Source organism: Nocardia salmonicida NBRC 13393, from assembly GCF_001613085.1.
Classification (GTDB): Bacteria; Actinomycetota; Actinomycetes; order Mycobacteriales; family Mycobacteriaceae; genus Nocardia; species Nocardia salmonicida.
Map to the genome: position 1 here is coordinate 73719 of NZ_BDBR01000035.1, position 26400 is coordinate 100118.

26 protein-coding genes and 3 pseudogenes are annotated in these 26400 nt (G+C 65.1%); 16 read left to right on the forward strand and 13 right to left on the reverse strand.

Annotated elements, in window-relative coordinates:
* The first annotated feature begins 22 nt into the window (after positions 1-22).
* Entirely contained in the window at positions 23-1399 is a 1377-nt protein-coding gene (locus tag NS1_RS28110) for an alpha/beta hydrolase-fold protein (RefSeq protein WP_062989303.1), read from the forward strand.
* Between the two features lie 7 nt (positions 1400-1406).
* On the opposite strand, the pseudogene NS1_RS28115 reads toward NS1_RS28110, so the two are convergent.
* A pseudogene (locus NS1_RS28115) lies at positions 1407-2102 on the reverse strand (ferritin-like domain-containing protein); the annotation flags it as partial.
* A gap of 356 nt (positions 2103-2458) precedes the next feature.
* Here NS1_RS28115 and NS1_RS39420 point away from each other — a divergent pair.
* Positions 2459-2677 carry an RICIN domain-containing protein gene (locus tag NS1_RS39420; RefSeq protein WP_169812848.1) on the forward strand — a complete coding sequence of 73 codons (219 nt, stop codon included), beginning with the start codon at positions 2459-2461 and terminating at the stop codon, positions 2675-2677.
* 327 nt (positions 2678-3004) lie between these two features.
* On the opposite strand, the gene NS1_RS40350 is transcribed toward NS1_RS39420, so the two are convergent.
* Positions 3005-3460: an SMP-30/gluconolactonase/LRE family protein gene (locus NS1_RS40350; RefSeq protein ID WP_157125421.1), complete on the reverse strand. Its 456-nt coding sequence runs from the start codon at positions 3458-3460 to the stop codon at positions 3005-3007.
* A gap of 866 nt (positions 3461-4326) precedes the next feature.
* Between NS1_RS40350 and NS1_RS28130 the strand changes: the two genes are divergently transcribed.
* Together NS1_RS28130 and NS1_RS28135 are read left to right on the forward strand one after the other, a co-directional pair.
* On the forward strand, positions 4327-5454 hold the full coding sequence (locus NS1_RS28130; protein WP_062989309.1) for a hypothetical protein: 1128 nt from the start codon (positions 4327-4329) through the stop codon (positions 5452-5454).
* A gap of 183 nt (positions 5455-5637) precedes the next feature.
* Positions 5638-6504, forward strand: coding sequence for a lipase family protein (locus NS1_RS28135; protein ID WP_062989311.1), 867 nt, complete (start codon positions 5638-5640; stop codon positions 6502-6504).
* An 89-nt stretch (positions 6505-6593) separates the two neighbouring features.
* Here the strand turns inward: NS1_RS28135 and NS1_RS28140 are convergent, their stop codons facing one another.
* Positions 6594-7271 carry a response regulator gene (locus tag NS1_RS28140; RefSeq protein WP_157125422.1) on the reverse strand — a complete coding sequence of 226 codons (678 nt, stop codon included), beginning with the start codon at positions 7269-7271 and terminating at the stop codon, positions 6594-6596.
* The gene (locus tag NS1_RS28145; protein WP_255284725.1) at positions 7268-9013 is read right to left on the reverse strand and encodes an ATP-binding protein; all 1746 of its coding nucleotides are present in this window, start codon (positions 9011-9013) and stop codon (positions 7268-7270) included. The genes NS1_RS28140 and NS1_RS28145 overlap by 4 nt, the downstream gene beginning before the upstream one ends.
* 165 nt (positions 9014-9178) lie before the next feature.
* On the opposite strand from NS1_RS28145, the gene NS1_RS28150 reads away from it, so the two are divergent.
* The 4 genes and pseudogenes from NS1_RS28150 to NS1_RS42535 all read left to right on the forward strand — a co-directional run.
* On the forward strand, positions 9179-9985 hold the full coding sequence (locus NS1_RS28150; protein WP_062989313.1) for an ABC transporter ATP-binding protein: 807 nt from the start codon (positions 9179-9181) through the stop codon (positions 9983-9985).
* Entirely contained in the window at positions 9975-10862 is an 888-nt protein-coding gene (locus tag NS1_RS28155) for an ABC transporter permease (protein WP_062989315.1), read from the forward strand. The genes NS1_RS28150 and NS1_RS28155 overlap by 11 nt, the downstream gene beginning before the upstream one ends.
* A gap of 3 nt (positions 10863-10865) precedes the next feature.
* Positions 10866-11918 (forward strand): ABC transporter substrate-binding protein, encoded by a 1053-nt coding sequence (locus tag NS1_RS28160; RefSeq protein ID WP_062989317.1) that lies wholly within the window; start codon positions 10866-10868, stop codon positions 11916-11918.
* A gap of 687 nt (positions 11919-12605) precedes the next feature.
* Positions 12606-12942: pseudogene (locus tag NS1_RS42535) on the forward strand (IS3 family transposase); the annotation flags it as partial.
* 201 nt (positions 12943-13143) lie between these two features.
* On the opposite strand, the pseudogene NS1_RS42665 reads toward NS1_RS42535, so the two are convergent.
* The 4 genes and pseudogenes from NS1_RS42665 to NS1_RS28190 all read right to left on the reverse strand — a co-directional run.
* A pseudogene (locus tag NS1_RS42665) lies at positions 13144-13377 on the reverse strand (transposase); the annotation flags it as partial.
* 444 nt (positions 13378-13821) lie between these two features.
* Positions 13822-14430, reverse strand: a complete 609-nt coding sequence (locus NS1_RS28180; RefSeq protein ID WP_062989325.1) for an NUDIX hydrolase — start codon at positions 14428-14430, stop codon at positions 13822-13824.
* Positions 14431-14564: 134 nt separating this feature from the next.
* Entirely contained in the window at positions 14565-14801 is a 237-nt protein-coding gene (locus NS1_RS41005) for a hypothetical protein (RefSeq protein WP_169812849.1), read from the reverse strand.
* 41 nt (positions 14802-14842) lie between these two features.
* On the reverse strand, positions 14843-16363 hold the full coding sequence (locus NS1_RS28190; RefSeq protein ID WP_062989329.1) for a phosphatase PAP2 family protein: 1521 nt from the start codon (positions 16361-16363) through the stop codon (positions 14843-14845).
* 452 nt (positions 16364-16815) lie between these two features.
* Here NS1_RS28190 and NS1_RS28200 point away from each other — a divergent pair, with 452 nt between their 5' ends.
* Positions 16816-17472 (forward strand): nitroreductase family protein, encoded by a 657-nt coding sequence (locus NS1_RS28200; protein WP_062989334.1) that lies wholly within the window; start codon positions 16816-16818, stop codon positions 17470-17472.
* Between the two features lie 539 nt (positions 17473-18011).
* Positions 18012-18257, forward strand: a complete 246-nt coding sequence (mbp1, locus tag NS1_RS28205; protein ID WP_062989336.1) for a microaggregate-binding protein 1 — start codon at positions 18012-18014, stop codon at positions 18255-18257.
* A gap of 791 nt (positions 18258-19048) precedes the next feature.
* On the opposite strand, the gene NS1_RS28210 is transcribed toward mbp1, so the two are convergent.
* On the reverse strand, positions 19049-19465 hold the full coding sequence (locus NS1_RS28210; protein WP_303753114.1) for a histone-like nucleoid-structuring protein Lsr2: 417 nt from the start codon (positions 19463-19465) through the stop codon (positions 19049-19051).
* Between NS1_RS28210 and NS1_RS28215 the strand changes: the two genes are divergently transcribed.
* The gene (locus tag NS1_RS28215) at positions 19439-19621 is read left to right on the forward strand and encodes a hypothetical protein (protein WP_062989340.1); all 183 of its coding nucleotides are present in this window, start codon (positions 19439-19441) and stop codon (positions 19619-19621) included. The two genes, NS1_RS28210 and NS1_RS28215, sit on opposite strands and share 27 nt — an antisense overlap.
* A gap of 63 nt (positions 19622-19684) precedes the next feature.
* Here the strand turns inward: NS1_RS28215 and NS1_RS28220 are convergent, their stop codons facing one another.
* Positions 19685-20683 (reverse strand): helix-turn-helix domain-containing protein, encoded by a 999-nt coding sequence (locus NS1_RS28220; RefSeq protein WP_062989343.1) that lies wholly within the window; start codon positions 20681-20683, stop codon positions 19685-19687.
* Between the two features lie 71 nt (positions 20684-20754).
* Here NS1_RS28220 and NS1_RS28225 point away from each other — a divergent pair, with 71 nt between their 5' ends.
* From NS1_RS28225 to NS1_RS41010, 4 genes are all read left to right on the forward strand, one after another.
* A complete protein-coding gene (locus NS1_RS28225) occupies positions 20755-21444 on the forward strand; it encodes an SGNH/GDSL hydrolase family protein (protein WP_062989345.1) in 690 nt (229 codons plus the stop codon).
* A complete protein-coding gene (locus tag NS1_RS28230; RefSeq protein WP_062989347.1) occupies positions 21441-21695 on the forward strand; it encodes a hypothetical protein in 255 nt (84 codons plus the stop codon). The genes NS1_RS28225 and NS1_RS28230 overlap by 4 nt, the downstream gene beginning before the upstream one ends.
* A gap of 202 nt (positions 21696-21897) precedes the next feature.
* On the forward strand, positions 21898-22236 hold the full coding sequence (locus NS1_RS39430) for a TetR/AcrR family transcriptional regulator (protein ID WP_255284726.1): 339 nt from the start codon (positions 21898-21900) through the stop codon (positions 22234-22236).
* 380 nt (positions 22237-22616) lie between these two features.
* A complete protein-coding gene (locus tag NS1_RS41010) occupies positions 22617-23411 on the forward strand; it encodes an antibiotic biosynthesis monooxygenase family protein (protein WP_169812850.1) in 795 nt (264 codons plus the stop codon).
* A gap of 151 nt (positions 23412-23562) precedes the next feature.
* Here the strand turns inward: NS1_RS41010 and NS1_RS28240 are convergent, their stop codons facing one another.
* Together NS1_RS28240 and NS1_RS28245 are read right to left on the reverse strand one after the other, a co-directional pair.
* A complete protein-coding gene (locus tag NS1_RS28240; RefSeq protein WP_218019982.1) occupies positions 23563-24000 on the reverse strand; it encodes a pyridoxamine 5'-phosphate oxidase family protein in 438 nt (145 codons plus the stop codon).
* 267 nt (positions 24001-24267) lie between these two features.
* Entirely contained in the window at positions 24268-25056 is a 789-nt protein-coding gene (locus NS1_RS28245) for an IclR family transcriptional regulator (RefSeq protein ID WP_062989352.1), read from the reverse strand.
* A 136-nt stretch (positions 25057-25192) separates the two neighbouring features.
* Here NS1_RS28245 and NS1_RS28250 point away from each other — a divergent pair, with 136 nt between their 5' ends.
* Positions 25193-25879, forward strand: a complete 687-nt coding sequence (locus NS1_RS28250; protein WP_062989354.1) for a class II aldolase/adducin family protein — start codon at positions 25193-25195, stop codon at positions 25877-25879.
* A gap of 9 nt (positions 25880-25888) precedes the next feature.
* Here NS1_RS28250 and NS1_RS28255 read toward each other — a convergent pair whose 3' ends face one another.
* Positions 25889-26344 (reverse strand): MarR family winged helix-turn-helix transcriptional regulator, encoded by a 456-nt coding sequence (locus tag NS1_RS28255; protein WP_062989356.1) that lies wholly within the window; start codon positions 26342-26344, stop codon positions 25889-25891.
* Positions 26345-26400: the final 56 nt, after the last annotated feature.

Sequence of the window (26400 nt, forward strand, 5' to 3'; positions counted from 1 at the left end):
TGCTATCAAAGGGGTGAGTCGAATGGTCAGAACGCACACCGTGGTCACCGGGGAGACACTGCCGATGTTGGCGTTGCGCTTCTACGGAGACGCTGAACTACATTCCCTGATCGCCACCGCCAGCGGCATCACCGACCCCGACCACATGGACGCGGGCCGACAACTGATCATCCCCGATTACACGAGATACGAAGTCCTCGCGGGAGACACGCTGTCGCAGATCGCACTCCGCTTCTACGGCGACGCCGCGATCTCACCACTGATCGCCACCGCCAATGCCATCACCGACCCCGACCACATGGACGCGGGCCGACAGCTGATCATTCCCGATCTCACGAGATACGAAGTCCTCGCGGGAGACACGCTGTCGCAGATCGCACTCCGCTTCTACGGCGATGCCGCGATCTCACCACTGATCGCCACCGCCAATGCCATCACCGACCCCGACCGCATCGACACCGGTGACACACTGGCTATATTCGTCGGGCGCAGCGACGGGTTCGGGTTGTCGATCGTGGACCGCAACGAGAACGACCCTCGCATGTGGTACTACCGCTTCCACACGGCGGCGATCGGCTGGAACCCCGGAGTCAACGTCCTGCTGCCCGAGGACTACCACACCAGCGCAGACACCTATCCCGTCCTCTACCTGTTCCACGGAGGAGGCAGCGACCAGGACTTCCGCACATTCGACCTGCTGGGTATCCGCGATCTGACCGCCGGTAAGCCGATCATCGTCGTGATGCCCGATGGGGGGCACGCTGGCTGGTATTCCAACCCGGTCAGTTCGTTCGTCGGCCCGCGCAACTGGGAGACGTTCCACATCGCCCAGTTGCTCCCCTGGATCGAAGCGAACTTCCGAACCTACGCCGAATACGACGGTCGCGCGGTCGCGGGATTCTCCATGGGTGGCTTCGGCGCGCTGAAGTACGCGGCCAAGTACTACGGCCACTTCGCCTCGGTCAGCAGCCACTCCGGCCCGGCAAGTCTACGTCGCGACTTCGGCCTGGTCGCGCATTGGGCGAACGTGTCCTCGGCGGCAATGGACCTGGCGGGCGGCACGATCTACGGCGCACCGTTCTGGAACCAGGCCAGGGTCAGCGCGGACAATCCGATCGAACAGATCGAACGCTACCGCAACAAGCGGATCTTCTTGGCTGCGGGCACCAGCCCGGATCCGCTCAACTGGTTCGACAGCGTGAACGAGACCCAGGTGCTCGCGGGCCAGCGGGAGTTCCGGGCACGCCTGCGCGACGCGGACATACCGCACGAATGGCACGAGTTGCCCGGCGGTCACACCTTCCGGCCCGACATGTTCGCCCTGGATCTCGACGGCATCATCGCTAGGCTGCGACCTGCGGCACTCGTGTCCTCCAGGAACACGGTGCCGCAGCTGTAACCGGACGCCGTTCGGATGTATCCACCGAAATTCCAGCGCGACAACGTGATCTCCGTTCGAGCCGACGGGCATCGCCTGCGCGCGCGCCTTGGGCGAACAGTCCGCCGAGTGCCGGTGGAGTGGCGCGGACGGTGTCCAGTGCCCGGTCCAGGCCACGTGTCGACCAGGAGACAGGTAGGTTGACCAGCTTCACCGCCGTCCCGGCAGCCGCCTGCAGCGGACTGCGGCGCAGCGCTGCCGGCCCGCCGAGGGCGTCCTCGGCCAGGACGGTGGTCAGCCAGTCCACGGTCGCGGAATGCGCAGTGATCAACCGATCCGCCAACGCCACTACATCGGGTAACTGGGCGGTGGTGGCGAGTGCCTTGATGTAGCGGGCGCGGTCGAGCAACTGGTGTTCGAGGGTGAGGTCACCGAGCAGGGCTTCATCGAAGGGCTGGGCCTGTTCGACCATCGCCTTGACCGCGGCGGCGGCGCGGCCGAGGAAGGGACCGACGACCTCCGGCACACTGCCCCGATCGCGGATGGCGGCCTCGATGGCTTCGGCGCGGACGCGGGCGTTGTCGGCGTTTTCGGCCAACTCCCGGCGCACCGCGTCGGTGCGGGCCTGGGCGATCCGGGTTTCAGCGATCTGGATTTCGGTATTAGTCAATGCAAGGACCGTGCGTAGTTGCGTCAGCAAGGTCGTGGTGTCGGATGTGCTCATGCGATCTCGTCCCTTCGGCGTTGACAGCATCGGGTCGGCGCGGGCATGCACCATTTGCGCGGTTACCCCACGCTGGCAGCGAGAAACTGTTTTCTGAGACCCGGCCGACCTGGCACGCACCGTCGGTCCTACCGCACAGGAGGCTTGGGCGAGCGCCCCATCCGACGCCGCTGGACCGACAGTTGAGCGTTGCTACGGAGCTATCTACCGCACCGCGCCCGCGTCGTGACGGGCGCATACCTCCCAGAGAACCGCTCTGTTGTTCTCCGTCAGCCGGAGGTTCGCAACGTCCGGGCCATCGGTAGGGTTCGCCACTCGGGCTGAAGGTCCCCGCAGGGGCCCGGAACCCGTCGCGTTTGCTCGACGTCACGTGCGGATCCACGGCCGTCGGCGCCAGGGTGCAGCAGTGGGACCGGACCAATGGAAACAACCAGCGTTTCCGGCTCGGCCCGGCGGGCCACGGCTACTACCGAATCGCCGCCAAGCACAGCAACCGGGTCCTCGATGTGTTCGGCGCGTCGCCGGATCCCGACGCCAAGGTGATCCAATTCGACCAGAAGGCGACCGACAGCTAGCTCTGGCGCGTCTGTGATGCAGAGGGTTTGGTGAACGCGCCCGCGCGAACAGACTGGCCGTCAGGCCGCACACCACACCGACCGGCACGGGGCCATCGCCCGAGTCTCTGCCCACATCGACGTCGGCCACGGGTAGACGAATATCACGTCGACCCACAGCGATTCGAGCCACAGGTCCGCGGTTGCACCGGCCAGACCTGCGACCGCTCCGAACCGGAGCCGATGCGATACCAGCGGGGTGAGTCCGACGAGCTCGACCATCACGGCAACCCCGAGGTACAGCGTGAAGACGTTGTGCGGTTTCGCCGAGAACTGGCCCGCCGACGCCTACGCGAGCCCGCGGGGGTAGTTGAGCGCAAGTCCTGTCTCGCCGACACCGAGTTCGAGGATCGCGTACTGGCGCGGATCGAGCGCAAACAGCCCGTGGTTGCTCAGGATCAGCGAGGTGCCGCGAAAACCCAGTGACGCCGGGGTCGCGTAAGGAATGGATCGGGCGTAGCGCTCAGGAAGGTGCGGGATCGAATCCGTCATCACGCCGAGGTTCGGATCGATCACCTGAACCGAATTGTCGAGCGGGCTCGAGCTGCCCAGATAGATGCGGCCGCTCGAGCCTATTGCCAGCCCGTCGCCCAATCCGGTGACCGCTATCCGACGGAGCTCGCCGGGTGATCCGTCGGGTTCGACGGCGATGTTGTAGATCGAACCACGAGCAATCATCTCGATATCCGCTGCGAGAGAGAGTGTTACGACGAAGGTCAAGCGACCGGCCGCATCGAATTGCATGCCGTTGACGCTGTAGATCGACGCGAAGTCCGGGTTCTGGTACCAGATCTGTGCCGCACCGCCCCCTGGCGGCACGACCCAGATGGTGGCCTGGTTCAGGTCCGAGACGTACAGATTGCCTGCCTCGTCGAACGTCGCCCAGTTCGGCCAAGCAGGCCGGTCTACGATGGACGGTTCGCAGGGCTGCGACGGCGCTCCGCCACACGGTGGGAGGTCCGCGAACGTTGCGTAGACGGACTGATCGCCCGTGGCGGGATCGACTCGAACAGCGCGTGACCCCGAGTAATCCAGGGCGTAGATGCGTCCGTCACCATCGAGAGTGACTCCGTTGATTCCGTGTTCCGCCGGAACATGCCCTGCGAGCGATACTGTATCGATCAGTGTGCCCGCCGAATCCCAATGCCACAGTGTTCCAGACGAATACGGCCTGTTGGACCCCGCCCACACACTGCCGTCCTGTGGATCGACGGCAATACCTTCGGGCTGACCAGGCCCGGGAACGGACGCGACGTCGCGTGTCTGCCCGTACTCGAGTGGCGTCGTGCCTTCGGGTGCCGCCGCCGAGATGCCGCCGCCGAGCGCGCCCCACGACCCCACCGCAGTGGCAACCACCGCCAGCGCAACCGCTGCGGTGCGTGCCGCCTTCGTGGAACTCATTGTCGACATTCGTCAGAAGGTAACAGTCATTCCAGTCCGCGGAAACCCGCTGCTCACCAAAACAGTTCGTCCGATCGACCATAAGTTGTCCAATCGCACAGTGGAATTCGACGTTCCCTATGGCATCTATCAAATGGCGCCTGAACGGAAAGTATCTGTCACGGTTCAATCGGAAACTTGTCGTAACCCGAGAGAAGAGAGAAGCGCCCGTGCCGGGAAGGTCGTTCACCGTGCTCGCTGCCGCCGCCGCGGCGCTGACGCTTGTCGCAACCGGGACAGTGAGCGCCGATCCGAACCCGATCGCACCCGCACCCGCCACAGTTCCCGGGACCATCTCCGACGGACCTGGATCGTTCCACGTGTACCGCACCGTGGACAGTGGCCTCCGCCCCTCCTCGACCGACAACGCCCAGTGCAACTCGTACTTCGGTAGCCCACGTTCGATCGCGGTCCTCGAGCGGCTCGACGCGCGAATATACACCTTCACCAACAACGACGAGACCGGCTTCCTCACCGACCCGACGGCACGCGACGTCGGACCCATCTACGTCTGCGACGGTCCGACCATCGACGGTCGCGCCTTTCTCGACCAGTGGGGGAAATTGACCGCCCCGGGCTTGGGCGACTTGACCATGAGTGGCCCATGTGGACTCGAGTTCTACATCGGCGAACCCGGTCGAGTTGGGGTCGACTGCGTACTGGCAGTCGACCCCAACTCGACCGGAGTCACCGGCGGAGTAGCAACCAGCAACTCTGTAGCAAACCCGGCACGGCTGCCCAACGGCCGCACGGGGTCCCTGTGGACGGTCTACTCGATGGGCGCGGGTACCGCGCCGGTCGCAGACCCGGCACCGGGGAAGCCACAGCCGACCGGTTCGGTCAAGTATTCGGTCGGCCGCGAGGTCAATTCGCGTTCCCTCGGTCGAACGTCCGCGTGCCCGGGCGGGGTCCGCACCACCGAGATCCATTCCGTGTCCACCGATCCGGCAACGGGTGCGGTCACGGGCGAGCCGTCCGGCGCCGTCGCCGCGCACTCGAGCATCTGCTACGGCAATCCCGCCGAACCCGACTTCGCTGCACGCCTCGACATCACGATCGAGGGCGTTTCCCCGCCGCTGACGGTCTCGTCCGACGGCCAGTGCCGACAGCAGGATGTCACAGGACTGGTGGGGAGTCGCCAACAGTCGTGTGGCTTTACGTTGCTACCCGACTTCGGACGTGGCCTCACCGGCGGACAGGTGACGCTCAACGGGTTGGTTCCGGTCGACGACCCCGCAGGCTCGGACAACTCGGCGATCTGGAGTACCGGACTCCTGGGTTCGATAGCTCCTCGCTGACGGATTCGGACTGCATCGCCCGCGGCACCTGGCCGAGGGCGCAAACGATCTAGGATCGGGGAGAGTCTCGAGGCTTCGAGTCGTTGTTCTTGCGGCGTTGACGATGAAGAGCGGAACGGTGGTAGCCCATGCCCAGCCCGCTGTCGGCACGGTGATCGACTCCGGTGCCTACCCGAAGGAGAAGTGGGTGGAGGGGCGGCATCGGGTACCGAATCCACCTACGCGACGCGCACGTCCCGGGGCGTCGACGCGGAGTCGTCCGCCGTCGCATTTGTCCCGACGGGTGCCGCACCTGCCGGTTGCTGGCCGATCATCGCCTGGGCGCACGGCACCACCGGCGTCGCGGACACCTGCGCACCGTCCGTGACGGGACTGTTCGCCCGCAACCCCATGTTCCTGACGAGCTGGATCGATAACGGATACGCCGTCGTAGCCACCGACTACATCGGCCTCGGCACCCCCGGAGTCCACGCCTACCTCGACGCCCGCAGTGAAGGCAACGTCGTCGTCGACTCCGTCCGCGCGGTCCGGCAGGTGACACCCGAACTCTCCACGCGCTGGGCTGTCGTCGGCCAGTCCCAAGGTGGCCGAGCAGCTCTCGCTACCGCGAACATTGCAACGCGGTACACACCCGAACTCGACTTCCGGGACGCAGTCGCCACCGCACCACCGTCGAACATCGAGAACCTGCTGGGCCTCGCCCGTCCCGAGCTGCCCCCACTCCCGCTCACCTGCCTGACCACATTCATGAGCTATATCGTGGCGGGAGTGCGCGCCGAATACCCCGAAATCGATCCCTCCGCGTTCCTCACCCCACTAGGTATCGAGGCGGCAGCCGCCGCCGAACGACTATGCGCCGAGGACTTCGGAACAGCATTCTCGGGCACCGGTGTCGGACATAGCGCAGCGATCGTGGCACGTCCACCAGCAGAAATGCGGAGCGTGCACGTTGGCCCGGTCGTCCCAATTCGCGCGGTTGGCGGCGATCGCTTCGGCTTCGAGCACGGTATGACGTTTCGACGGCGGCGTGATGGCGAAGATCAACGCTAGTTGTCGAGCAACGGTCGGGTCGACTGATTTTGTGCCGCCGCACCTCTCGGCACGCAGCGGGTTCTCGGTGTCGGCGCGAGTCGCCTCACTCAGGGCGTGCGGCGGGTAGGGGAGTATTCCTGTTCGGGGCGGCCAGTGGTGCCGTAGCGGAGTTGCATGCGTAGATCGCCGGTGGTGACGAGGGCGGCGAGGTAGCGCTGGGCGGTGGCCCGCGAGATTCCGATGGCGGTGGCGACCTCGCCCGCCGACATCGGGGCGGTGGCCCCGTGCGCCGCTCGGAGTACGAGTTCCCTGGTGGGTGACGCGGTGGCGGATCCCCGGTCCGGGGTGGCAGGGACGGGTCGCAGCGCTTCGAGCGCCGCGTCGACGTCGCGTGCGCTCACCTCGGGGGCGGCGAGGATTCTGCGGTAACGGGCGTAGCCGGCTAGGCGGGCGGCGAGGACGGTGTGATCGAACGGTTTCACCAGATACGCCAGCGCTCCCGCCGTCGAGGCGGCGCGGACCGTGGTCGATTCGGTGGCAGCGGTGAGCATCATCGCGTCGCAGTGCAATTCGCGTACCAGGTCGATGCCAGAACCATCCGGCAGATAGACGTCGACCAAGGCGAGATCGATGGCGGTCGTGGCGAGTGCCTGACGGGCGGCGGCTACGGTGTTGACGACCGCGCCGACGGCGAATCCGGGTAACGCGCCGACGATTCCGGCATGCATGTTCGCCACCCGGAAGTCGTCATCGACCACGAGCACGGTGAAATCGGGCCGGTTCACGCCACTTCTCCCTCGCTGAGCACGCCGGGTAGGCGCGCGATGAACTCCGCCCCGCTCAGTTGTCCACCGGCGGCGCCGGCCGAGGCCAGCCACACGTCGCCGCCGAGCGCCCGAGCGACTTGCCGTGACAACGCCAACCCCACCCCGCGACCTCCAGGCACCCTGCCACCGTATTTCGTCGAAACCCCTTCGGCGAACAGCGAATCCACCAACTCCGGTCCGATTCCCGGGCCGCTGTCGGCGACGGTGATGTGCAGGCTGGATCCCTCCTGGACCAACTCGACCTCGACGAGCGCACCGGCCTGCGCGCCAGGACCGTTCGCCACGGAATCATCGCAGATGCGGGCGTCGAACTCGGCGGGCACGTCCGACCCCGTGGCGGCAGGGTCGACGCCGCGCACGGCATCGACGGCATTGTCGAGCAGATTGCCCAGCACTGTCGTCACATCCACCGGCGCAACAAGATTCGCGTCCACCCAGGTGCTCGGCCCCAGTCGCAACGACACCCCGTTCTCCCTGGCATGAGCAGCCTTGGCGGCGAGAAACGCTTGCAGATAGGGATCGCGCACCGCATCGATCCCCGGCATCGCCGCACCGAGCGGCCCCGACCCGAGCAGCTCGTCGATGTATTTCGCGGCCTCGCTGGGCCGATCGCCGTGCAGCAACCCGCTGAGCAGGTGCAATCGATTGGCGAACTCGTGGCGCTGTGCCCGTAACACCGTGCTCATCGACCGCACCGCGTCCAGCTGCCGGGTCAGCGACTCCACATCGGTCCGATCGCGCACATCGAGCACCGCCCCCAGCGCCCGCCCCTCACGGGTGACCATCCTGGCGGTGACCACGACGATCCGATCGCCGACCGCTGCCTGCACCGGCTGCCCGTCGGCGCTGCGAAACGCCTCGAGCACGCGCGGCGTGAGACCGATCGAATCCACCGAACGTCCACTCTTCCCGTCGATTCCGAGCAGGGCGCGCGCCTCGTCATTGATCACCGTCGTGCGCCACCTGTCATCGACCGCGACCACCCCCACTCCGATCCCGTGCAGCACCACATCCTGTTCGCGCACCAATTCGGCCAGCTCGGCGGGCTGCAGGCCCAGCGTCAACCCGTGCCACCGCCGCGCCAGCAACACCGACCCCACGATCCCGGCGAACAGCGCGCCCATCACCAGGACGGCGGCCCGGCGCAGGTCGCTCACCAGCTGATCGCTCACCGCCTCGGTGGAGATCCCGACACTTACCTCGCCCACCACCCGATCCGAACCGGGTTCGCGCACCGGCACTTTCGCCCGCACCGAGTCGCCGAGTGTGCCGTGCTCGCGAATCACCACCTCGCGCCCTGCCAGTGCCTCCGAGGGATCTGTGCTCACCTTCTGACCCAGCCGCGCCGGGTCGGGATGCGCCAACCGCAACCCCGCGTCATCGGTGATCACCACGAACAGCGCCCCGGTTCGCAGCCGCGCCGCCTCGGCCGTCTGCTCGAGTTCCCCGCTCGCGAGCTCCGCGCGGAGCAACGGCCCAGGCTCGAGCGCCGCGTACCGGGCGACCTCGCCGCGCACCACCGGATCGCTGGCGACCGTGCGCGCGATGGCCAACGCCCGCTGCCCGTACTCGGCCGACAGCCGCTGATCGCTCAGATAGGCGAACACCCCGAACGCCAGCCCCAGGATCAACGCCACCAGCGCGACCTGCAGCAAGACGATCTGCGTCCGCAGCCGGACGCCACGGGGGAACAGCCTCACCGGCTCAGTGTAGGCACCTCCGGTGGCTGTGAGCACAATGCGCACAACGTCTGTATCGCCGCTTGCGCTGGTTGTGCGCACAAGCGCGCCCCCTGTGACCCATAACACTTACCGTTCGACAGCGGCCGCACATCACATCCAGCGGCGCCGGACACAGGAGCAGCAATGAGCAATCCACTCATCGAACTCCGGGGCGCGACGAAGCGCTTTCCCGGAACCGACGGTGGCATCCACACCGCGGTGAAGAACATCGATTTCACCGTTGCCCCCGGCGAATTCGTCGCGGTGGTCGGCCCGACCGGCTGTGGCAAGTCCACCACCCTCTCGCTGGTGTCGGGCCTCGAGCCCACCTCGGCGGGGCGCACGCTGGTGCACGGCAAGGATGTTGACGGCATCCCCGAAGGCATCGGTTACATGTTCCAGCAGGATGCCGTGCTGCCGTGGCGCAGCGTGCTCGACAATGTCGCGCTCGGCCCGCGCTTCCGTGGCGTGTCGAAGGCACAGGCGAAGGCGAAGGCCGCCGAATGGGTGCGCATCGTCGGGCTGGCGGGGTTCGAGGACTACTACCCGCACCAGCTCTCCGGCGGTATGCGCAAGCGCGTCGCACTGGCCCAGACCCTGGTGAACGAACCCGAGATCATGCTCATGGACGAGCCCTTCAGCGCGCTCGACGTGCAGACCCGCCAGCTCATGCAGGACGAACTGCTGCGCGTGTGGGCAGGCACCGATGCCGCCGTGATCTTCGTGACCCACGACCTCGAGGAGGCAATCGCCCTGGCCGACCGGGTCGTGGTGATGACCGCGAGCCCCGCGACCGTCTGCGGTGATTTCCGCGTCACCCTCGAACGGCCGCGCAATGTGGAAGAGGTGCGTCTCACCGAGGAATTCCGCGACCTCTACAAGGAAATCTGGGAAACGCTGCGCGATCAGGTCGAGGCGGCTCGCACGAAGGGAGCGACCCGTGTCGCTTGAGACGATGACCAAGATCGCCGCGACGGCGCCGGAGGTCGAGGCTGAATCCGAGGAGCAGATCCTGGCCCGGGTGAAGGCCAAGACCCGCAAGTCCAAGCTGCGCGTGTGGGGTCTGCGGGCCGCGCTGATCGTGCTGTGGCTGGGTTCGTGGGAGCTGGTCGCCAGCGTCTGGATCGACCCGTTCTTCTACTCCAAGCCCTCCCTGATCTGGGATCGGCTGGTCGAATGGTTCACCGAGGGAACGCAGTTCGGGTCGATCTGGTTGCAGATCTTCACCACCGTGCAGGAAGCCGTGCTCGGTTTCGTGATCGGCACCGTCGCCGGCGTAGTGCTGGGCACTTTGCTCGGTCGCAGCCGCTACTGGGCCGACGTGCTCGCCCCGTTCATCAAGGCGCTCAACGCCGTTCCCCGCATCGTGCTGGCCTCGCTGTTCATCATCTGGTTCGGCCTCGGCCTGAGTTCCAAGGTCGCGACCGTGGTGGTACTGGTGTTCTTCGCCGTGTTCTTCAATGCCTTCACCGGTGCCAGGGAGGTCGACGGCAATGTCATCAACAACGCCCGCATCCTGGGTGCCAGTAAACGCCAGATCCTCGGCTCCATCGTGCTGCCCAGCGCCACGACCTGGATCCTGTCCAGCCTGCACACCGCCTTCGGCTTCGCCCTGATCGGCGCGGTGGTCGGTGAATATGCCGGTGCCAGTAAGGGTTTGGGTCTGCTGATTTCCAATGCGCAGGGCACCTTCGACGCGGCAGGCATCTACGCGGGCATGATCATCATCACCGTGGTCGCCCTGATCGCGGAATCGCTGATCGGCTTCGCGGAAGGGCGCCTCCTGAAATGGCGTCCCTCGCAGGCACAGTCGGGTCACGGGGTGTAGACGATGAGATACCGCAAACCCTTCGCCCTGGCCCTGCTCGCGATCAGTTCGCTGCTGCTGGCCACCGGCTGCCGCGATTCACGGTCCATCCCGATGGCCGACGGCAGGCCCCAGATCACCATCATGGTCGGCGGTCTGGAGAAGGTGATCTACCTGCCCGCGATGCTCGCCCAGCAGCTCGGCGCGTTCGAGGCCAACGACATCGACGTGAAGCTGCTCGGCGAACAGTCCGGCGCCAGCGCCGAAACCGCGCTGCTCACCGGCGACGTCCAAGCCGTAGTCGGCTTCTACGACCACACCATCGACCTACAGGCCAAGGACCAGTGCCTGCGAACCGTCGTCCAATTCGCCGACGTACCAGGCGAAGTGGAATTGGTCTCCACCGCCGACGCCGACACTATCCGCTCGCCCGCCGACTTCCGCGGCCGCAACCTCGGCGTCACCTCGCTGGGCTCGTCGACCGACTTCCTCACCCAGGCACTGGCCGGTCAGGAGGGCCTGAGCACCTCCGACTACACCCGGGTGAAAGTCGGTGCGGGACAGACCTTCATCGCGGGCATGAACCACGACGGCATCGACGCGGGCATGACCACCGACCCCACCGTGGCGAAAATGGTCCAGTCCGGCGACGCGAAGATCCTCACCGACATGCGCAACGAGGAAGGCACCCGCGCCGCACTCGGCGGCCTGTACCCTGCCTCGTCGCTGTACATGAAGTGCGACACCGTCTCCGCCCACCCGGAGATCGTCCAGAAACTGGCCAACGCCTTCGTTCAGACCCTGCGATGGATCGACACCCACAATCCCGGCGAGATCGCCGCGAAGATGCCGTCCCAATACGCCGGCAGCGACCCCGCCCTCTACGCCAAATCCATCCGCGACTCGATCGGCATGTTCAATGGCGACGGCCTGATGAAACCCGAAGGCGCCCAGAATGTCCTGCGCATCCTGGGCCAATACTCCCGCAACGTGGCCCCTGTCCAAGACCGCATCGACCTCGAAGCCACCTACACCAATCAATTCGTCGAACAGGCGCACCGAACCCCAGCCCAGTAACACCATCGACCCCTGCCGCAACTCAGGGCAGGGGCCGATGCATGTCTATCGGTAGGCGGGTTCGTTGTCCTCGCGATAGATCGCGATGGCCGATTTCATCAACCGCACCAACGACCCTCGTGCATCGCCGGTATCACCCGGTCGCGCCTCGATCACAGAGCCTCGTTCGGTGACCAGGTAGCGCCCATCCGGGAATCCATCACGTGGAAGCCCTGTCCGGGTCGTGGCCGGTTGTCCGTCGCGGCGCCCGGATAGCCCGACACATATACCAGCGTCGACCGGGCCCGACCGAAGAAGTCATCGCCTTCTGCTTCGATGTGCGCCGGTCGGCCGCCCACGGATCGTAGGGCGCTTCGTAGCCAGCCCCGATATGTCACCACCCTCGTGGTCGAGCGGTACCCGCTGCTGTTCCACCAGTACCCGGCAGCGTCGCGTGCCTCACCCGGTGGTACCGAGCCAACTCGATCGCCGAGCGTTCGGCAGTGATACGACATCGATTGCCTTCTGCGACAGCGGTTTCGATTCTGGCGCGCGATTGCACGGGCGCGGAGTGGAGTATTCGTGCCCGAAGGGTGGGTCGTCAGCTGCGGCGCCGTCGTCCATGGGCAATGGAATGGGACGCGACTTCACATCGTGGGTCGCGAGGCTGTCGTCGGTGAGTCGATGGCGGCGCGGACCGCGTGCGGATCGATCGATTCGCGGATGAAGGCACGCCTGGCGGTCGATGCTCTGGCATCGGCTGCGGCCAGGCGCAGCGCGGCCGGTGAGCAGGTCGCCGGCTGCATTGTTGACAGCGACAGCGGTCGTAGTTTCGGTCCCGGAAGTTCTTTCGCGCCTTGGGCTCTTCGCTTTGCTGCAGAAGAACGTCCTCGACCGCCAGGCTTGGGCCACCCGCAACGAGCTCAGGATCGCGATCGTGACCTGGATCGAACGGACCTACCACCGCCGCCGCCGCCAAGCCAGACCCGGCAGATTGACCCCGATCGAATACGAAGCAATCATGACCACACCAGCCACTCAGGCTGCCCTGGCCGCGGCATACGGGGACTCGAACTCATCCAGACGCTCCAAGACCAGGCGAACGGCCTTCTCACGAACCTCGGGGGGATAACGCTTCGGCATGATGACGACCATCTTCCACTAGGAAGAAGCGGCCCCCAACCCGTGATACCTCTGGATTTGTCAAGCGGCATCGGCGTGGTGGGTGAGTGTTGGTCGGGGCTGCCTGTCTTTCGTCTCGGATCATGGTTCGCCAACAGCGATCGGCGAGGCGTCGTTTCAAGCAGCGTTTGGCTTCTTTCGGTGCCTTCCCTTCGCTGATCTTCTTGTCGTAGTAGGTGCGGCCGGGGCTGCCGGTCATCCGGATCTGGATCATCGCAACGGTGTGCAGAACAGAGTTCAGATCTCGGTCGCCGTAGCGTGAGAGTCGATGGCGAGATGACTCGGCGCTGGCGATCTCGCTGTCACCGAGGAACTGAAAGCGCTGTAAGACAGGCGGTATCCGGCAATGGGCCGTCCGCCAAGTCGAGTGAGAGATTGGCGGTCATCTTGGGAAATCGGCAAGGTATTCGGCCCAGCTGGCTTGGGCGTATTGCGCCCACTTCTGGGCGGTACTCGGGTTGATTCTCTGGGGGGTCTAGGAGGGGCCCGACAGAAAGATCGGCAAATCGATCCATACGCCGGGGGTCGACCGGCGGCCTGACCTCCGATAGCCCTCTCTTACCGGTGGTCAGAGTGGAATCGAACGTGCGCTGACCAACCGACGGGCTGGAAGGCTCGACCGACGCCGCCGTTCCGAAAGATGGTCGAGACCGCCTGACTGCCACCGAAACTCACTTGTCAAGCAGACAACCCGGTCTTCGACCTCATTGAAACCTGCCGATGTGGAATCCGTCGTCGCCGGCTACCTATGTGTCCAAACGGGCTGCAGCAGGTCCGCGACCCTGGTCTCTTGACCGAGGAGCACGACATCACGGAACTGCAGCAGCATCGCTCCGGTCGGAGCGTGGATGGTCATGGCATCGCCGAGTCGCATCTGCAGCAGGCGGGTTCCATCCGGTTGATCGGCCCAGTATGGAACCCCGTCGGCGGCGAGCCGATCGAGAGCAACGAAATGCACCTGGTGCACCTCATGGTTGGGAGAGAGGGCGCCGGGGTTGTCGAGCGCCACTACGATCGGCGTGATCGCGAAACCGGAGGCCGCGGGGAAATCGTCCAGCCGGCCGAGCACCTCTGCGGGGGAGGCATCGAGGCCGATCTCCTCCTGCAATTCGCGCAGGCCGGCTGCGACAGTGGTCTCGTCGCCGTCGACCCGCCCGCCGGGCAGTCCCCATTGCCCGGCGTTGCGGCCGCGGTAGGCGCGTTTGATCACGATCACGCAGGGCTGTCCGTCATGTTCGAGCACACACAGCACCACTGTCGCGCGCCGCATCCCCGGTACATCCGCCACGGCTCGAACATCGAACCCGCGCAAGCGGGTTGTGGCCACGTCCCGGAAGTTCTGCACACTCATCCATCGAGCATCCCACTACCGGAGATCGACACGGTGTCGAACCCGTGGTGGCGCAGACCTGATCGAGTCTCGAGGCCAGCTGGTAATGGCCTCGCGTATCAGGAGGTTGACGTTTCGGTTGAAGTGCTCAGTGCTCAGTGTGCGAAGTGTATTCCCGTTCTGATCCGTAATTCGTCGAGCGAGATACCGTAGGTCGCGCGGACACGGACCTGTGCGGCGCCGAGTTCCAATATTGCGTAGTCGCTGTAGATTCGGCCGACGCAGCGGCGCCCGGTCAGCGGGTAGGTGCATTCTTCCACCAGCTTGGACAGGCCGTCGCGGGTGAACAGCGACAGCAGGTCGTGCAGGCGCGAGAGCATCGTCAGCGTCACCGTGCGCTGGTCGGGGTGGCCCTGGTCGATTCGGCCGACGATCAGCTCGCGGATGAACTGCGCCGGGCAGGCCGAGCCTGGGGGAGTGCCGACCGATCGCCGGTCGAGACGGGTCGCACGACCCACCAGACGATCGCGGTCCATACCGAGGACAGCAGGATCGAGCCGATGATGTCGGTGGGGTGGTGGGCTCCGGCATAGAGTCGCTGCGCCGCTACCAGCGCCGGAATCAGGAGTGCCGCGGCTGCGAAGACCCGGTACTGCCATCGGCGTGTGGTGGCCCATACCAGCGCGGCGGTGCCGGCGTAGAGCGTCAGTGCGGCGGCGACGTGCCCGGAAGGGAAACTGGCCGTGGGGGGAAGGTCGGGATTGAGGTGTGCGACCCGGGGCCGGTCCCGGTCGACGATCGCAGCGGTGGTGAGGAATAGCGTGATCTCGCCCAGCAGCGCCGTGCCGAGGAACAATACCGGTCGCCAGCTCCGCGCGATGCCCACCGCGAGTGCGGCGACGATCAGAGCGACCGTGATGATCGCGATGGTATTTCCGATCTCGCCGAACACATCGAGGATCGACGTGAGCGTGGAATTACGGTGCTCGGCGAGCATCGCCACGACGCGGTGATCCCACCCCAGGACAGCGGTGTCGGTGTCCAAGGTGCGCACCAGCATGCCGATTCCCACCAGCCCACCGACAAGCAGGACCCACGCGACCGCGAGCTCGCCGATCCCTTGCCATGGGTGCGGCAGCGCGGGCGGATGCTGAACCGGGACCGGTCGCAAGTCGTCTTCCTCGGCCGGGGCGACGTCGCCGGGAAGGGGGCCGGTGCTGTCGATCCGGGCGTCGCGACGCCATCGGTGAAAGGCGACAGTTGCCAGTACGAGCCACAATGTGCCGAGCAACCAGCCGCCGAGGACGTCGGTGAGGTAGTGCGCGCCGAGCGCTATCCGGCTCACCCCGATGGCGATCACGATCCCCACCGCGAACACCGTCGCCGCGCGGCGTGCGCCCGCCTGCCAGGTGGGCGTGAAGACCAGCAGCACAACGCCGTAACACACCAGTGAACTCATCGCGTGTCCGCTGGGAAAGCTCCAACCGTCCGTGGTGTAGACGGGCTCGTCCACCACCGGACGTAACCGTGCGACAAGCTCTTTGACGACCGGGTTGAGGATCAGGCCGCCCGCGGCGGTGAGCACCACGTAGACGGCAAGTCGGGGGAGACGACGCAGCAGCAGCCAGATGGTGGCGACGGTCAGCACCACAACCAGCGTGCTGGTCGCTCCGAGTTCGGTGATGCCGGTGACTATGCTTTGCAGGGCCTTGTTATCCGCCACCACGGCGACCAGGTGGTCGGTGACCGTTTGATCCGCGGTCTGCATCGGTTCCCACCGCGTCCGGACCAGTGCGGTGAGCACCCCGAACCCGATACCGATGCCCATAGCGCCGAGTAACGCCGCGGCACTGCGGACAGCGAATCGTTCGGCGGCCTCGGCCTCGCTGTGATGCGCGACGACGGAGCTGTCAGCGCCTGTCGCGACATCCCCGTCGCGTTGGTCGACAGACAATGCAACACCTCCTGCGATCGTGCGGCATCGCCGACCAGCGAGAACCGCGACAGGCCACCAGTGAACTCCGGTTGCCGGATATCGTTGTTGTTCACGGTTTCCCGTTACAGGCGGTCGCAATCAATCGAGAAATCACTAGCGCGATCCCCGAGCGCGCCGCGGTCGTGGGCAAGATCTGGCCTGCGGAGCCGATCGCATCGGTGAACAGCGATTTCTTCGTGGCAGGGCCGGCAGGGTGGGAGCGGGGATCGCGGGGCACGCTCATTCTCTGCCCCTCGGGCCGCATTTCTGATAACAGCCGGATCGCCGAGCCCGCGACCGGATGGGCAGTCGGATTCGTGGTGTGCTGGGGCATGGCGAGGCCCGTGACGGGATCTTCGCATACTTTGATATACGCCCCGTCGACTACATGACGGGGCGATCCTGATACCGAGCGCAAGATGGGAGAACGTATGACTGTCGAGTTCCCGCATCTCGACCTGTCCGCTGACGAGGTACTGACCACGACCCGGTCGGTGCGCAAACGTCTCGACCTGGATCGGCCGGTGCCGCTGGAGGTGGTCACCGACGCATTGGAGGTGGCGCTCCAGGCGCCGTCGGGCAGTAACCTGCAAGGCTGGCATTGGATCGTGCTGACCGATCCCGAGCCCAAGAAGATCGTGGCGGAGTACTACCGCAAGTCCTACACCGCCTACGCTGCGGCGGGTGCGGCCGTGCGGCAGGCGAAGCCGCCGAAGGACACCGATACCGCGGAGAAGGTGGCTTCGAGTGCGACCTATCTGGCGGAGGTGATGGAGCAGGTACCGGTGCTGGTGATCGGTGCGATCCACGTTCCGGGTGGGCAGATGCCGGAGGGGAACCAGGCCGGTCTGTGGGGTTCGCTGCTCCCCGCCGCCTGGAGCTTCGCGCTCGCACTGCGTGAGCGCGGCCTCGGGTCTGCGTGGACCTCACTGCATCTGGAGTACGAACGAGAGGTCGCCGAGGCGCTGGGAGTTCCCCCGAGTATTCGGCAGGGCGTGCTCTTGCCTGTTGCCTACACGAAGGGCACCGACTTCAAGCTCGCCAAACGCGCCCCGCTCGACACAGTACTGCACGTCAACAAATGGTAGTCCTGAGCCGATTCGCCCGCAGCTTCATCTACGCCAGCGGTCGAGAAGCTCTACTTGGCAGCGGCGGGTAGATAGGTCTGTCTTTCTGGACTGCGCAACACGTTCACTCTTGCGGCCACGGTCCGCTGATCTGACACTGTTCGGCTGTGTGCTCGATGGTGTTGTTGACTTCGGTGGCGGGGCCCGAGCCAGGCTCGGCACCCGTAGGCTCGATCGGTCCACGCCCCCTCGACCTCTGCGACGCCGTGCTCGTGCGCGTCCACGCCTACACCAGCTTTCTTGGAGGTCGAGGCCGTACATGTCGAGGCCGAGCTCAGCGGCCGTGGTGGTCCTGAGGTGGTGCGCGGCTCGTGGCAGCGCTCCTCGGATACGCAGTGACCGCCCGCGCCCATGACCGGACATCGAGAAGGCGCGACCGCGGGGTAACGACCGACGGCGCCCATCACGCGAAGCGTGCGGCCGAATTCGACGCTGGTTGGTTCGGAGGAGTCGGGGTATGCCGGAAACGACAGTTCATCCTTGCGACGAGAGGTCAAACTATGCCCGAGCACGGTAACGGAGTTCGCGAAGGCGTCGAAGGCGTCGTCGAAGACGTCAAAGGCAAGGCCAAAGAAGCCGCTGGTGCGCTTACCGGCGACGACAACCTCAAAGAAGAGGGTCAGGCCCAGCAGGACAAGGCCGAGTCCCAGCGCGAGGCTGCCAGCAAGGAAGCCGCTGCGGAGAAAGCACGCGCTGAAGCCGACATCGATGAGGCGCGCCAAGCAGCGCATCAGCGCGACCGCTGATTTGGGCTGCTGACACGGTGGGAGGGGCTCGGACGAATTCGTCCGAGCCCCTCCCACCTCTTGTATGCGTGTCCTGCCGAGAGTAGTGACGGGGGCCTTCATCCTCCCGAATGGTCTACGCTAGCAGCCTCATTCGGGGTCAGAATGTCAGAGCTGCGCCGGTCATGGGTGTGGTGAGTCTGGGGGTCGGTGCCTGGAGTCGTGGCTGCGGCGGTCGCGGTAGGCGCAGTGGCGGGGGTCCGATACCGCTGGTCAAGCGGTGGCCGATGCCTACCGGAAACTGAAGGATCTGGTTTCGAGCCATGTTGGTCCATCGAGTATGGAATCGCCAGAGCGCCAACTCGATTCGGCCGCCCGTGTGCTGTGCTACTCGAGGATTTACAGCACGTAGGCGCCGAGAGTGATCAGAGGTTGCCGGCCGCTGCACAGACGTAGCTCGCGGTCGTGCGTGCGCACGAGGCCATTGCGGGTGTGGATGTGGAGAGGGTGTCTGCGGCGGCGTTGCGAAATCGGGAGGTCGCGTCAACCGGGGCTGGTCCGGGTGGCCGAAAAAGAGTTAGAAGGTGACATCGACAGTGGGTGGGTGGAAGTGGTCCGCAGCGTTCAGAACCTCCGTCGACGCGCCGGTAGTACCCGGCCCGGTCGCGTCACCCGAACCGCAGGGAACCACCGCAGGGCTGCTCGCCGTTGGCGGATGGTCGGGACTGGTGTCGCTGACGGGGGTCTCCGCAGGTGGGGACGTCAGTATCACGGTGAACATCACACAGCTTCGTGCCGACCAACCTTCTGCTCTACGCAGACGCAGCCTCGTAGGCGGCGATAACTTCGGTGGAGATCCGTCCGCGGGTCGACACTGTGTGACCGTTCTTGCTGGCCCATGCCCGAATGTCAGCGAGATCGTTGCGTCGAATCGGTGCGCTCGCAGGAATTTTCGTGGCGAGTCGACCGGTGGATGTCTTGGAGCGGCTGATTCGGCGGGCGTAAGGGAGCCACTGGTCGAACGTGTCGCGCAACGTGGTGGCATTGGTATCGGACAGGTCGATTTCGTAGGTGACTCCGTCGATTCCGAAGGTGACGGTCTGGGCATAGGCTGATCGTGTGGGTCTCTCGGTGCCAGCACCGATGCTGGCCAAGCCCGGACGGCCACCACAGCCGCCAGGTGGCTGGTGCGCGGAAATGAAATGGGACGGCGTCCGCGCGATCGCCACTGCACCCCGACCGGGATCAGCTTGTGGAGCCGCAACTTACGCGAGAGAAACAACGCCGGGATCATGCCGATGGGCTGTTTCGTCGATGAAGGCGACCTGGTCACCGACGCGATCATCAACGTCAACGGCGTCCTGAACGTCGGCCTTCTAGGGTGACCGTGGCGACTGCGCGAGCAGGGCGAGGGTGTGGAGCGGTAGCTGCGCCACCATGGCGAAAGGTTAACGGGCGGGGGACGCATCCCGCGTGAGTGAAACTGCGCCCGACTCGGTCGCACGTGCCGACGTCACGGCGGAGAACGTTCGCCGATAGGCGTCGGGGGTGGTGTCGATTGCCTGCCGGAAGTGCCGGCGCAGTACCGCCCCGCTGCCGAGGCCGACCTCGGCAGCGACGGTGTCGATCGGTAAGTCGGTTCGTTCCAGCAGTTCCTGCGCGCGTCGAACCCGTTGCTGCTGCAGCCACGCGAGGGGGTTGGTGCCGAGTCGTGTCTGGAAGTGTCGATGCAGCGTGCGGGTGCCGAGGTGTGCGCGGTTGGCGAGGTCTTCCACGGTGATCGGCTCGTGCAGATGTGCCAGTGCCCAGTCGAGGACCGGTGATAGTCCGTCTGCGGATCGCCGCGGAACCTGGTGGGAAATGTACTGCGCTTGGCCGCCCTCGCGATGCGGTGGGACGATCAGCAGCCGGGCGATCTTGTTGGCGACCGCGGCACCGAAGTCGCTTCGCACGACGTGCAGGCACAGGTCGTGACCGGCCGCCTTGCCCGCCGACGTGAGGACTCTGCCCTCGTCGACGTACAGCACGCCGGGGTCGACCGTCACCGCTGGGTATCGCTGTACCAGCGTGTCCGCGTACATCCAGTGCGTGGTCGCGCGGCGGCCGTCGAGAATCCCCGCGGCAGCCAGAACGAACGCGCCGGTACAAATCGACATCACTCGTGCTCCCCGGTCATAGGCGGCGCGCACGGCGGCCACCAGTGGTTCCGGCGGCCGCAGGTCGGCACAAGCCGGAACAACCACCAGGTCGGCGGTGACGAGATCGTCGTAGGTGTAGGGCGTCGACGCCGCGAACCAGCGGTCGACGCGTGCGCCGGGCGGACTGCAAACCCGAAGGTCATACCAGTCGTCGATGCCGCGCGGCGCCGTGGCACCAAAGATCGCGCACGGCGCGGCCAGCTCGTAGAGGGGCACTCCGTCGGAGATCGCCAAGGCTACAACATTCATGTCTGAAATCATACGTATGATGGCCGATCAGACACTCGTGTCCAGGTATCGGGCAGAGAAGTCTGGATGGCATGACCACTGATTCATCGATCGACGCTCCCGTCCGCACCGAGTCGACGGACCCCTACTGCCTTTCCGACGAGACGGCAGCGGCTCTGCTCACCGGTGCGCCGTGGATGCGCTTCGCGTCCATCGGCGACAGCTTGTCCGCGGGTACGAGTGACCCCAGCCCGGGCTACCGGACCTTGCCGTGGCCCGAGCGTGTTCGAGGCGTACTGCAGTTGGTGAACCCTTCGATCGCCTACCTCAACACCGCCGAAATCGGCGCGACGACGCGCAAGGCGGTTGCGACCCAGGCGGAGCGCATCGTCGAGTTCGGTCCCGACCTGCTGCACCTGCCATCCGGTGCCAATGACATCTTTCGTCCTGAACCGTCGTATGAACGCATCGAGGACGACCTGCGCGAGCTGTACGGGATCGCGGCGAGCACCGGCGCGACACTGACCGTGTTCACCCTCGTCAAGCGCTTCGTGGTCCCGCGGATCCCCGACTTCGCCGAGCGGGTCAGCCGTGTCAACGCCATCACCCGACAACTGGCCACCGAACACGGCGCTCTCCTGATCGACACCTGGGACCATCCCATCAACAAGCGTCCAGACCTGTTGAGCGAGGACCGGATTCACCTAGCCTCGGCTGGTCAGGCCGTGCTCGCAGCGGAAGTCGTCCGGGCACTCACCAGCGCATTGAACGGTGTCCGATGACGGTCGATGCCGCCGCCGATGCGGCATCGACCGGTACGCCGGATGCCCACGATCGCTCTAACCTCGTATTGCTCGTGCTCTGCTCGGCACCATGCAACAACCCGCTGAAACCCCAATGGGCATGGGTGCTCGTCGGTGGCGCGACGGTGGGTGTGCTGGTCAGCCGGATCTGCGGCATAGCTTCCGTGCGCACCAGCATCAGCCAATCATCTGCCACCCGGCAGCAGCCCAGCAGGTTCTGGCCGCCGTGAGTGGCTGGGCGCCCGTTGATCTTCTGATGAACCGCTGGCCGGTTCAGTCAGCGCGGTCCGCGACTCGATGAGCTTCCTCACTGGTCCGGCTACGAACTAATGGCAGAATGAACCGTCACGGGTTGAAGGCCGAGACAGCCCACCTCGCTCTGCATTGCGTTGCGATTCCGCGTCCCTCCACCGTGTCACGTCGCCGCTGAAATTGCCCTGGCTGCCCCAGAATCCGTCGAGGACACCGCATTCTACGAAGGCAAAATCGCGGACGGCCTTCTCCGCCCACGGCTACCACGGCGCGACCATGACCACTGTCGGCACGCTTGCGAAAGTCACCGAACCGGTTCTCTATCAACATTGTTCAAACAAGCTCGACCTTTACCTCGCGGTGGTGCAGCAGTCGCTCGACGACCTGTCGACTGCCCTGAGCGAGGTCCTCGTGACGACAACATCAAGCCGTGGAAACGATGACCCAATGGTATTGGTCCGGGTTGCGCAGCCAGACAGGTTGAGGTTCCCCGCTTTCACGCATCGCTCCAACCCGTAGTCCGATAGGACCGGAAGGAGTCGATCAGTGGCAGTATCGAGAGTCCGATCCCAAGCCGACGATCCCGAAGCTCGCCGAGCAACTCGGAGTGCATCACGAGGCGTCGCGGAACTGGATCCGCTGAGCCGAAGCCGATGCCACCCATCGCCACGACCGCCCGACGACCGACATGGCCGAGCAGAATTACCTCGATTGAACGTACCGGGGCATCTGCGATGCGGCCACGGGGTCATACCTTCGCGTGGTGCTCTGTCTCGCGATGTCACGCCACATGGTTCCTGCAAATCAGGACCTCGGTACCGAAAATTGGGACTCGGTCGGACAATTGTCGATTGGGTGCGCGCACCGCCGCCGTATTCGAACACGAACCGAGGACTTCGATGATCACGCTGAACGACTTCGACCGCGCAACCCCATTCATGGGGCAACTCAACGAAGAAGGGGGTCAGCCGGTGATGATTGTCAATACTTTTGTCGCGCCCCCGGACGGTATCGATGCGGTGATCGAAGTATGGCGACGGGATTCGGAAGTGATGAAGAAGCACTCCGGTCTTGTTTCCGCGCAGCTGTACCGGGGTACCGGTGGCAGTCGGGTGCTGACGAACGTCGCAGTATGGGAGTCGGCCGAATGCCTCGCGCGCGCTTTCGCAAGCACGGAATTCCAGCAACTTCTCCCGCAGTATCCGGAGGGGTCCGCGTCGTATCCGCATCTCGTTCGGCCGGTGTCCGTGCCGGGGGTCTGTGCGGGTGCACCTTGGGGCTATTCCTTCGATTCCACAACCGGCAGTGCTACAGGCAGCGTGTCGACGATCGATTTCTTCGAGCTCTGTCCAGGATCGACTTTCAAGTCCCAGCTGGCCGCAACCGACGGTCCATTCACACTGCTCGATATCGTCATTGCCCCGCAGGGCGGGGTAGACACTGCCATTGCTGCCTGGAGCGAGACCACGCAGTTCATGAGGCAGCGCTCCGGACTCCTCAGGGCGGATCTCTACCGTGGATCCGCCGGTAGCAACGTATTGATCAATCTGGCCGTGTGGGAGTCTGCCGCAGCGCTGCTCGAGGCGGTGGAGGATCCCGGGTTCGCCGCGGTGACAGGTGGTTACCCTCCAGGATCCACGTGCACGCGCCAAGCGATCGTTCCTGTCGCGGTCGCCGGAATCTGTGTGGCCTGATAGTTGTCAGCGGTCGGCTTGCGTTCGGGACAGAGTCCCCGAGTCGCCGACGCAAATAGGTGGGCACAAGTCGAGCATGAGCGTGGAAACGCTGGTGCTCGGCCTGTGCCGCAGCCGCACGCCTCGGTCAGCGCGACCTCGGAAGCTGGGATCAGCGCTTGCGGCCCATGACAGCGTTGTAGTCCTGCGAGTCGATGATCTCGTGTCCGTCCTCGCTGAACTCGAGCAGGACGCGCCAGAGCATGCGGACCTGGTGATCTGCCCACAAAGCCTTGGTCGGGGTGATGCGATAGAAGACCTGTTGGCCTTGGTCGGGCAATTTGACGTTGGTGTACATCGAAGTGTCGGCGAGCCAGGGGAATTGGGCAAGACTCAATTGCACAGCATGCTGGATCTCGTCGGCGTCGGTGACCAGGCTGGCGCGACCCTGCATTTGCAACGAGCGAGTCAGACGGCGCTCGGCGTATCCGTCATCGGGCAATTCGCTCACGACGTAGCTGACGTTCGGATTGGCCTGCAGATGGGTGTGCTTGCGGTTGTACTGGAATGTGTGAATGTAGGCGATGAGCCCGTCGCCGGCGATGTGCATGGCTGCGGCCGAGGGAAATCAGTCGGCATCGATGACGGCCAGGGTGGTGAGTTCCTCGGTGCGCAGCAGCTCGGAAATCGTGTCGCGGATCTGTTCAAGGGCAGGTTCGTTCTTCATACGACGCACACCCCCGTAGCAGTGGCGACAAGTCGGGTCCTCGGGTCGAAGTCGTGCAGCACGGTCATCCAGGTCTCCTCTTCGATGGGGTGACTGATTCCGCCCATCGTAGAAATTCCTTCCTGGATATCGGTATGTGCGTCCTGATCTTCAGGAGTCGCGTAGTTCGAGCTGGCGTGAGATCGCTGCGGCCGCATCTTTCACCGCGGACTCGACCTCGCGTAGGCGGGTGCGGGGAACCCGGGCAGCGAGGGCGGCGACGCTGACCGCGGCGCAGACTGAACCCGCGGCATTTCGTACCGGTGCGGCGACGCCGAGGATGTGGGGGTCGAGTTCGCCCTGTGACACCGCTATTCCGGCTTTGCGGATACGGGACAGTCGTGTGCGCAGCGCTTTGGGATCGGTGAGAGTCTTGCTCGTAAATCGTTCGAGCGGTGCCTGTTCCAGTACCGAGGTGACCTCGTCGGGGTCGGTCCAGGCCAGTAGGACTTCTGCTGCGGCGCCCGCGTTGATCGGCAGGACCTGGCCGCGTTCGTAGGAGAGCCGAACTGTGTGATGGGCCTCGACGAGATCGAGGCAGACCACCGAGCGACCGGATCGGCGGGTCAGTAGCACCGTTTCGTCGACCTGCGCGGCCAGTGTCCGCATCGCCGGTAGCGCGGCCTCGGACAGCCCGAGACCGACGCGGGCGAGGCGAGCGAGTTGAAAGATCCTGGGGCCGAGCCGAAATCCGCCGGGGGTTTCCTCGATGAACCCATTGCTGGACAGGCTCTGCAGGTATCGGTAGCCCGTCGAGCGGGCGACGCCGAGTCCCGCGGCCACCTCGGTGCCGGTCCATACCGGCTTGTCGATGGAGAACAGCAGCAGGATGTCGAGCGCGCGATCGGCTGTGGAGTTGCGTTCCCGATAGGTGCTGGGTGCGGCGTTTCGTTCGGTCATGGACACACGTTAGTCGGCAGAATATTGTCCTGTAAAGCAGGATGTGTGTGCCGTTATATAGGATTTTGACCTTACGGTAAGGACTGTCGCGGCGGCGATGGATCTCTCAGTCGCTCAACTCGGTCGAAGGAGACATATGGAAGACCTCAGGAACGCGGTGGTCCAAGCCGGTCGCGCGTTGGCCGCCGCAGGGCTCGGCGACATGGTCTGGGGGCACGCCTCGGTGCGTGATCCAGACGGTGCCGGGGTGTGGATGAAGGCGTCCGGATGGGGGTTCGAGGAGATCGATCTCGACACGGTGGTGCTGGTCTCGCCGACCGGGGAGGTGCTGGCTGGGTCGGGGCGGCGGCACCTGGAGTTCCCGATCCACACCGAGATCATGGCTGCGCGGTCCGACGTCGGCGCGGTGGTGCACACGCACGCACCCGCACTCGCGGCCTTCGCGTCCTTGGGGTGTGACCTGTTGCCGATTTCGCACGACGCGGTGCCCTTCGCGTATCCGCAGTTGCCCAGGTTCGAAGAAACCGGAGCGCTGATCGCGACAACGGATTTGGGTCACGCACTGGCCCGAGGGTTGTCCGATGCGAACGCGATTCTGATACCCAACCACGGTGCGGTGACGGTGGGACCCGACATCGGCACCGCCGTCATGTACGCCGTGCTGCTCGAACGTGCTTGCCGGACACAGCTTCTCGCCGCATCGGCGGGAGGCCCGGCGGTGTGGTCGGACCGTGCGGAGACGGAATTCAAGCGCGAGCAGGTCTGGAATCCTGCCCAGCTGGACGCTGGATGGCGATACCTGATCAGGCAGAGCGGGGCGTAGCTGCCGACTTCATGGCTGTGCGGCGAGCGCTTGGGCGAGTGCGCGCAGGTCCGGCAGTACCGACGCGATGCGGGTCCGGGACTGTTCGCTCAATGTCGCCAGGGCGTCGGAAACCCCGGCGTCGAGACGGTCGGCGAGTTCGGTGCTCGCGGCTCGCATCTTGGCGGTGGGATGGAGTTGTATCACCCGGGCGTCCGCAGGGTCGCTACGTCGGTCGAGGAATCCGTCCTTGGTCAGGGCCGAGATCAGTGTGCTGACATTGTTGGCCTGCATGCGCAATGCCTCGGCGATCTCGCGGACGGTGATACCGGGGCGGCTGTCGACTAGTTTGAGGACCTCTACCTGGGCGAGCGGCCGTGGGTTTTCGCCGCGGGGAGTTCCCTGGCTCTGCCGCAGTGCTCGATGCAGCGCCCAACTCGTTCGGGTGATGTCGGCGGCGAGGTCTCCGTGGTCAGTGTTGGGCACAACCCAGTTTACCTCTAGTGGTAGATCTTCCTGAATTTTGATGTGTCCTATATAAC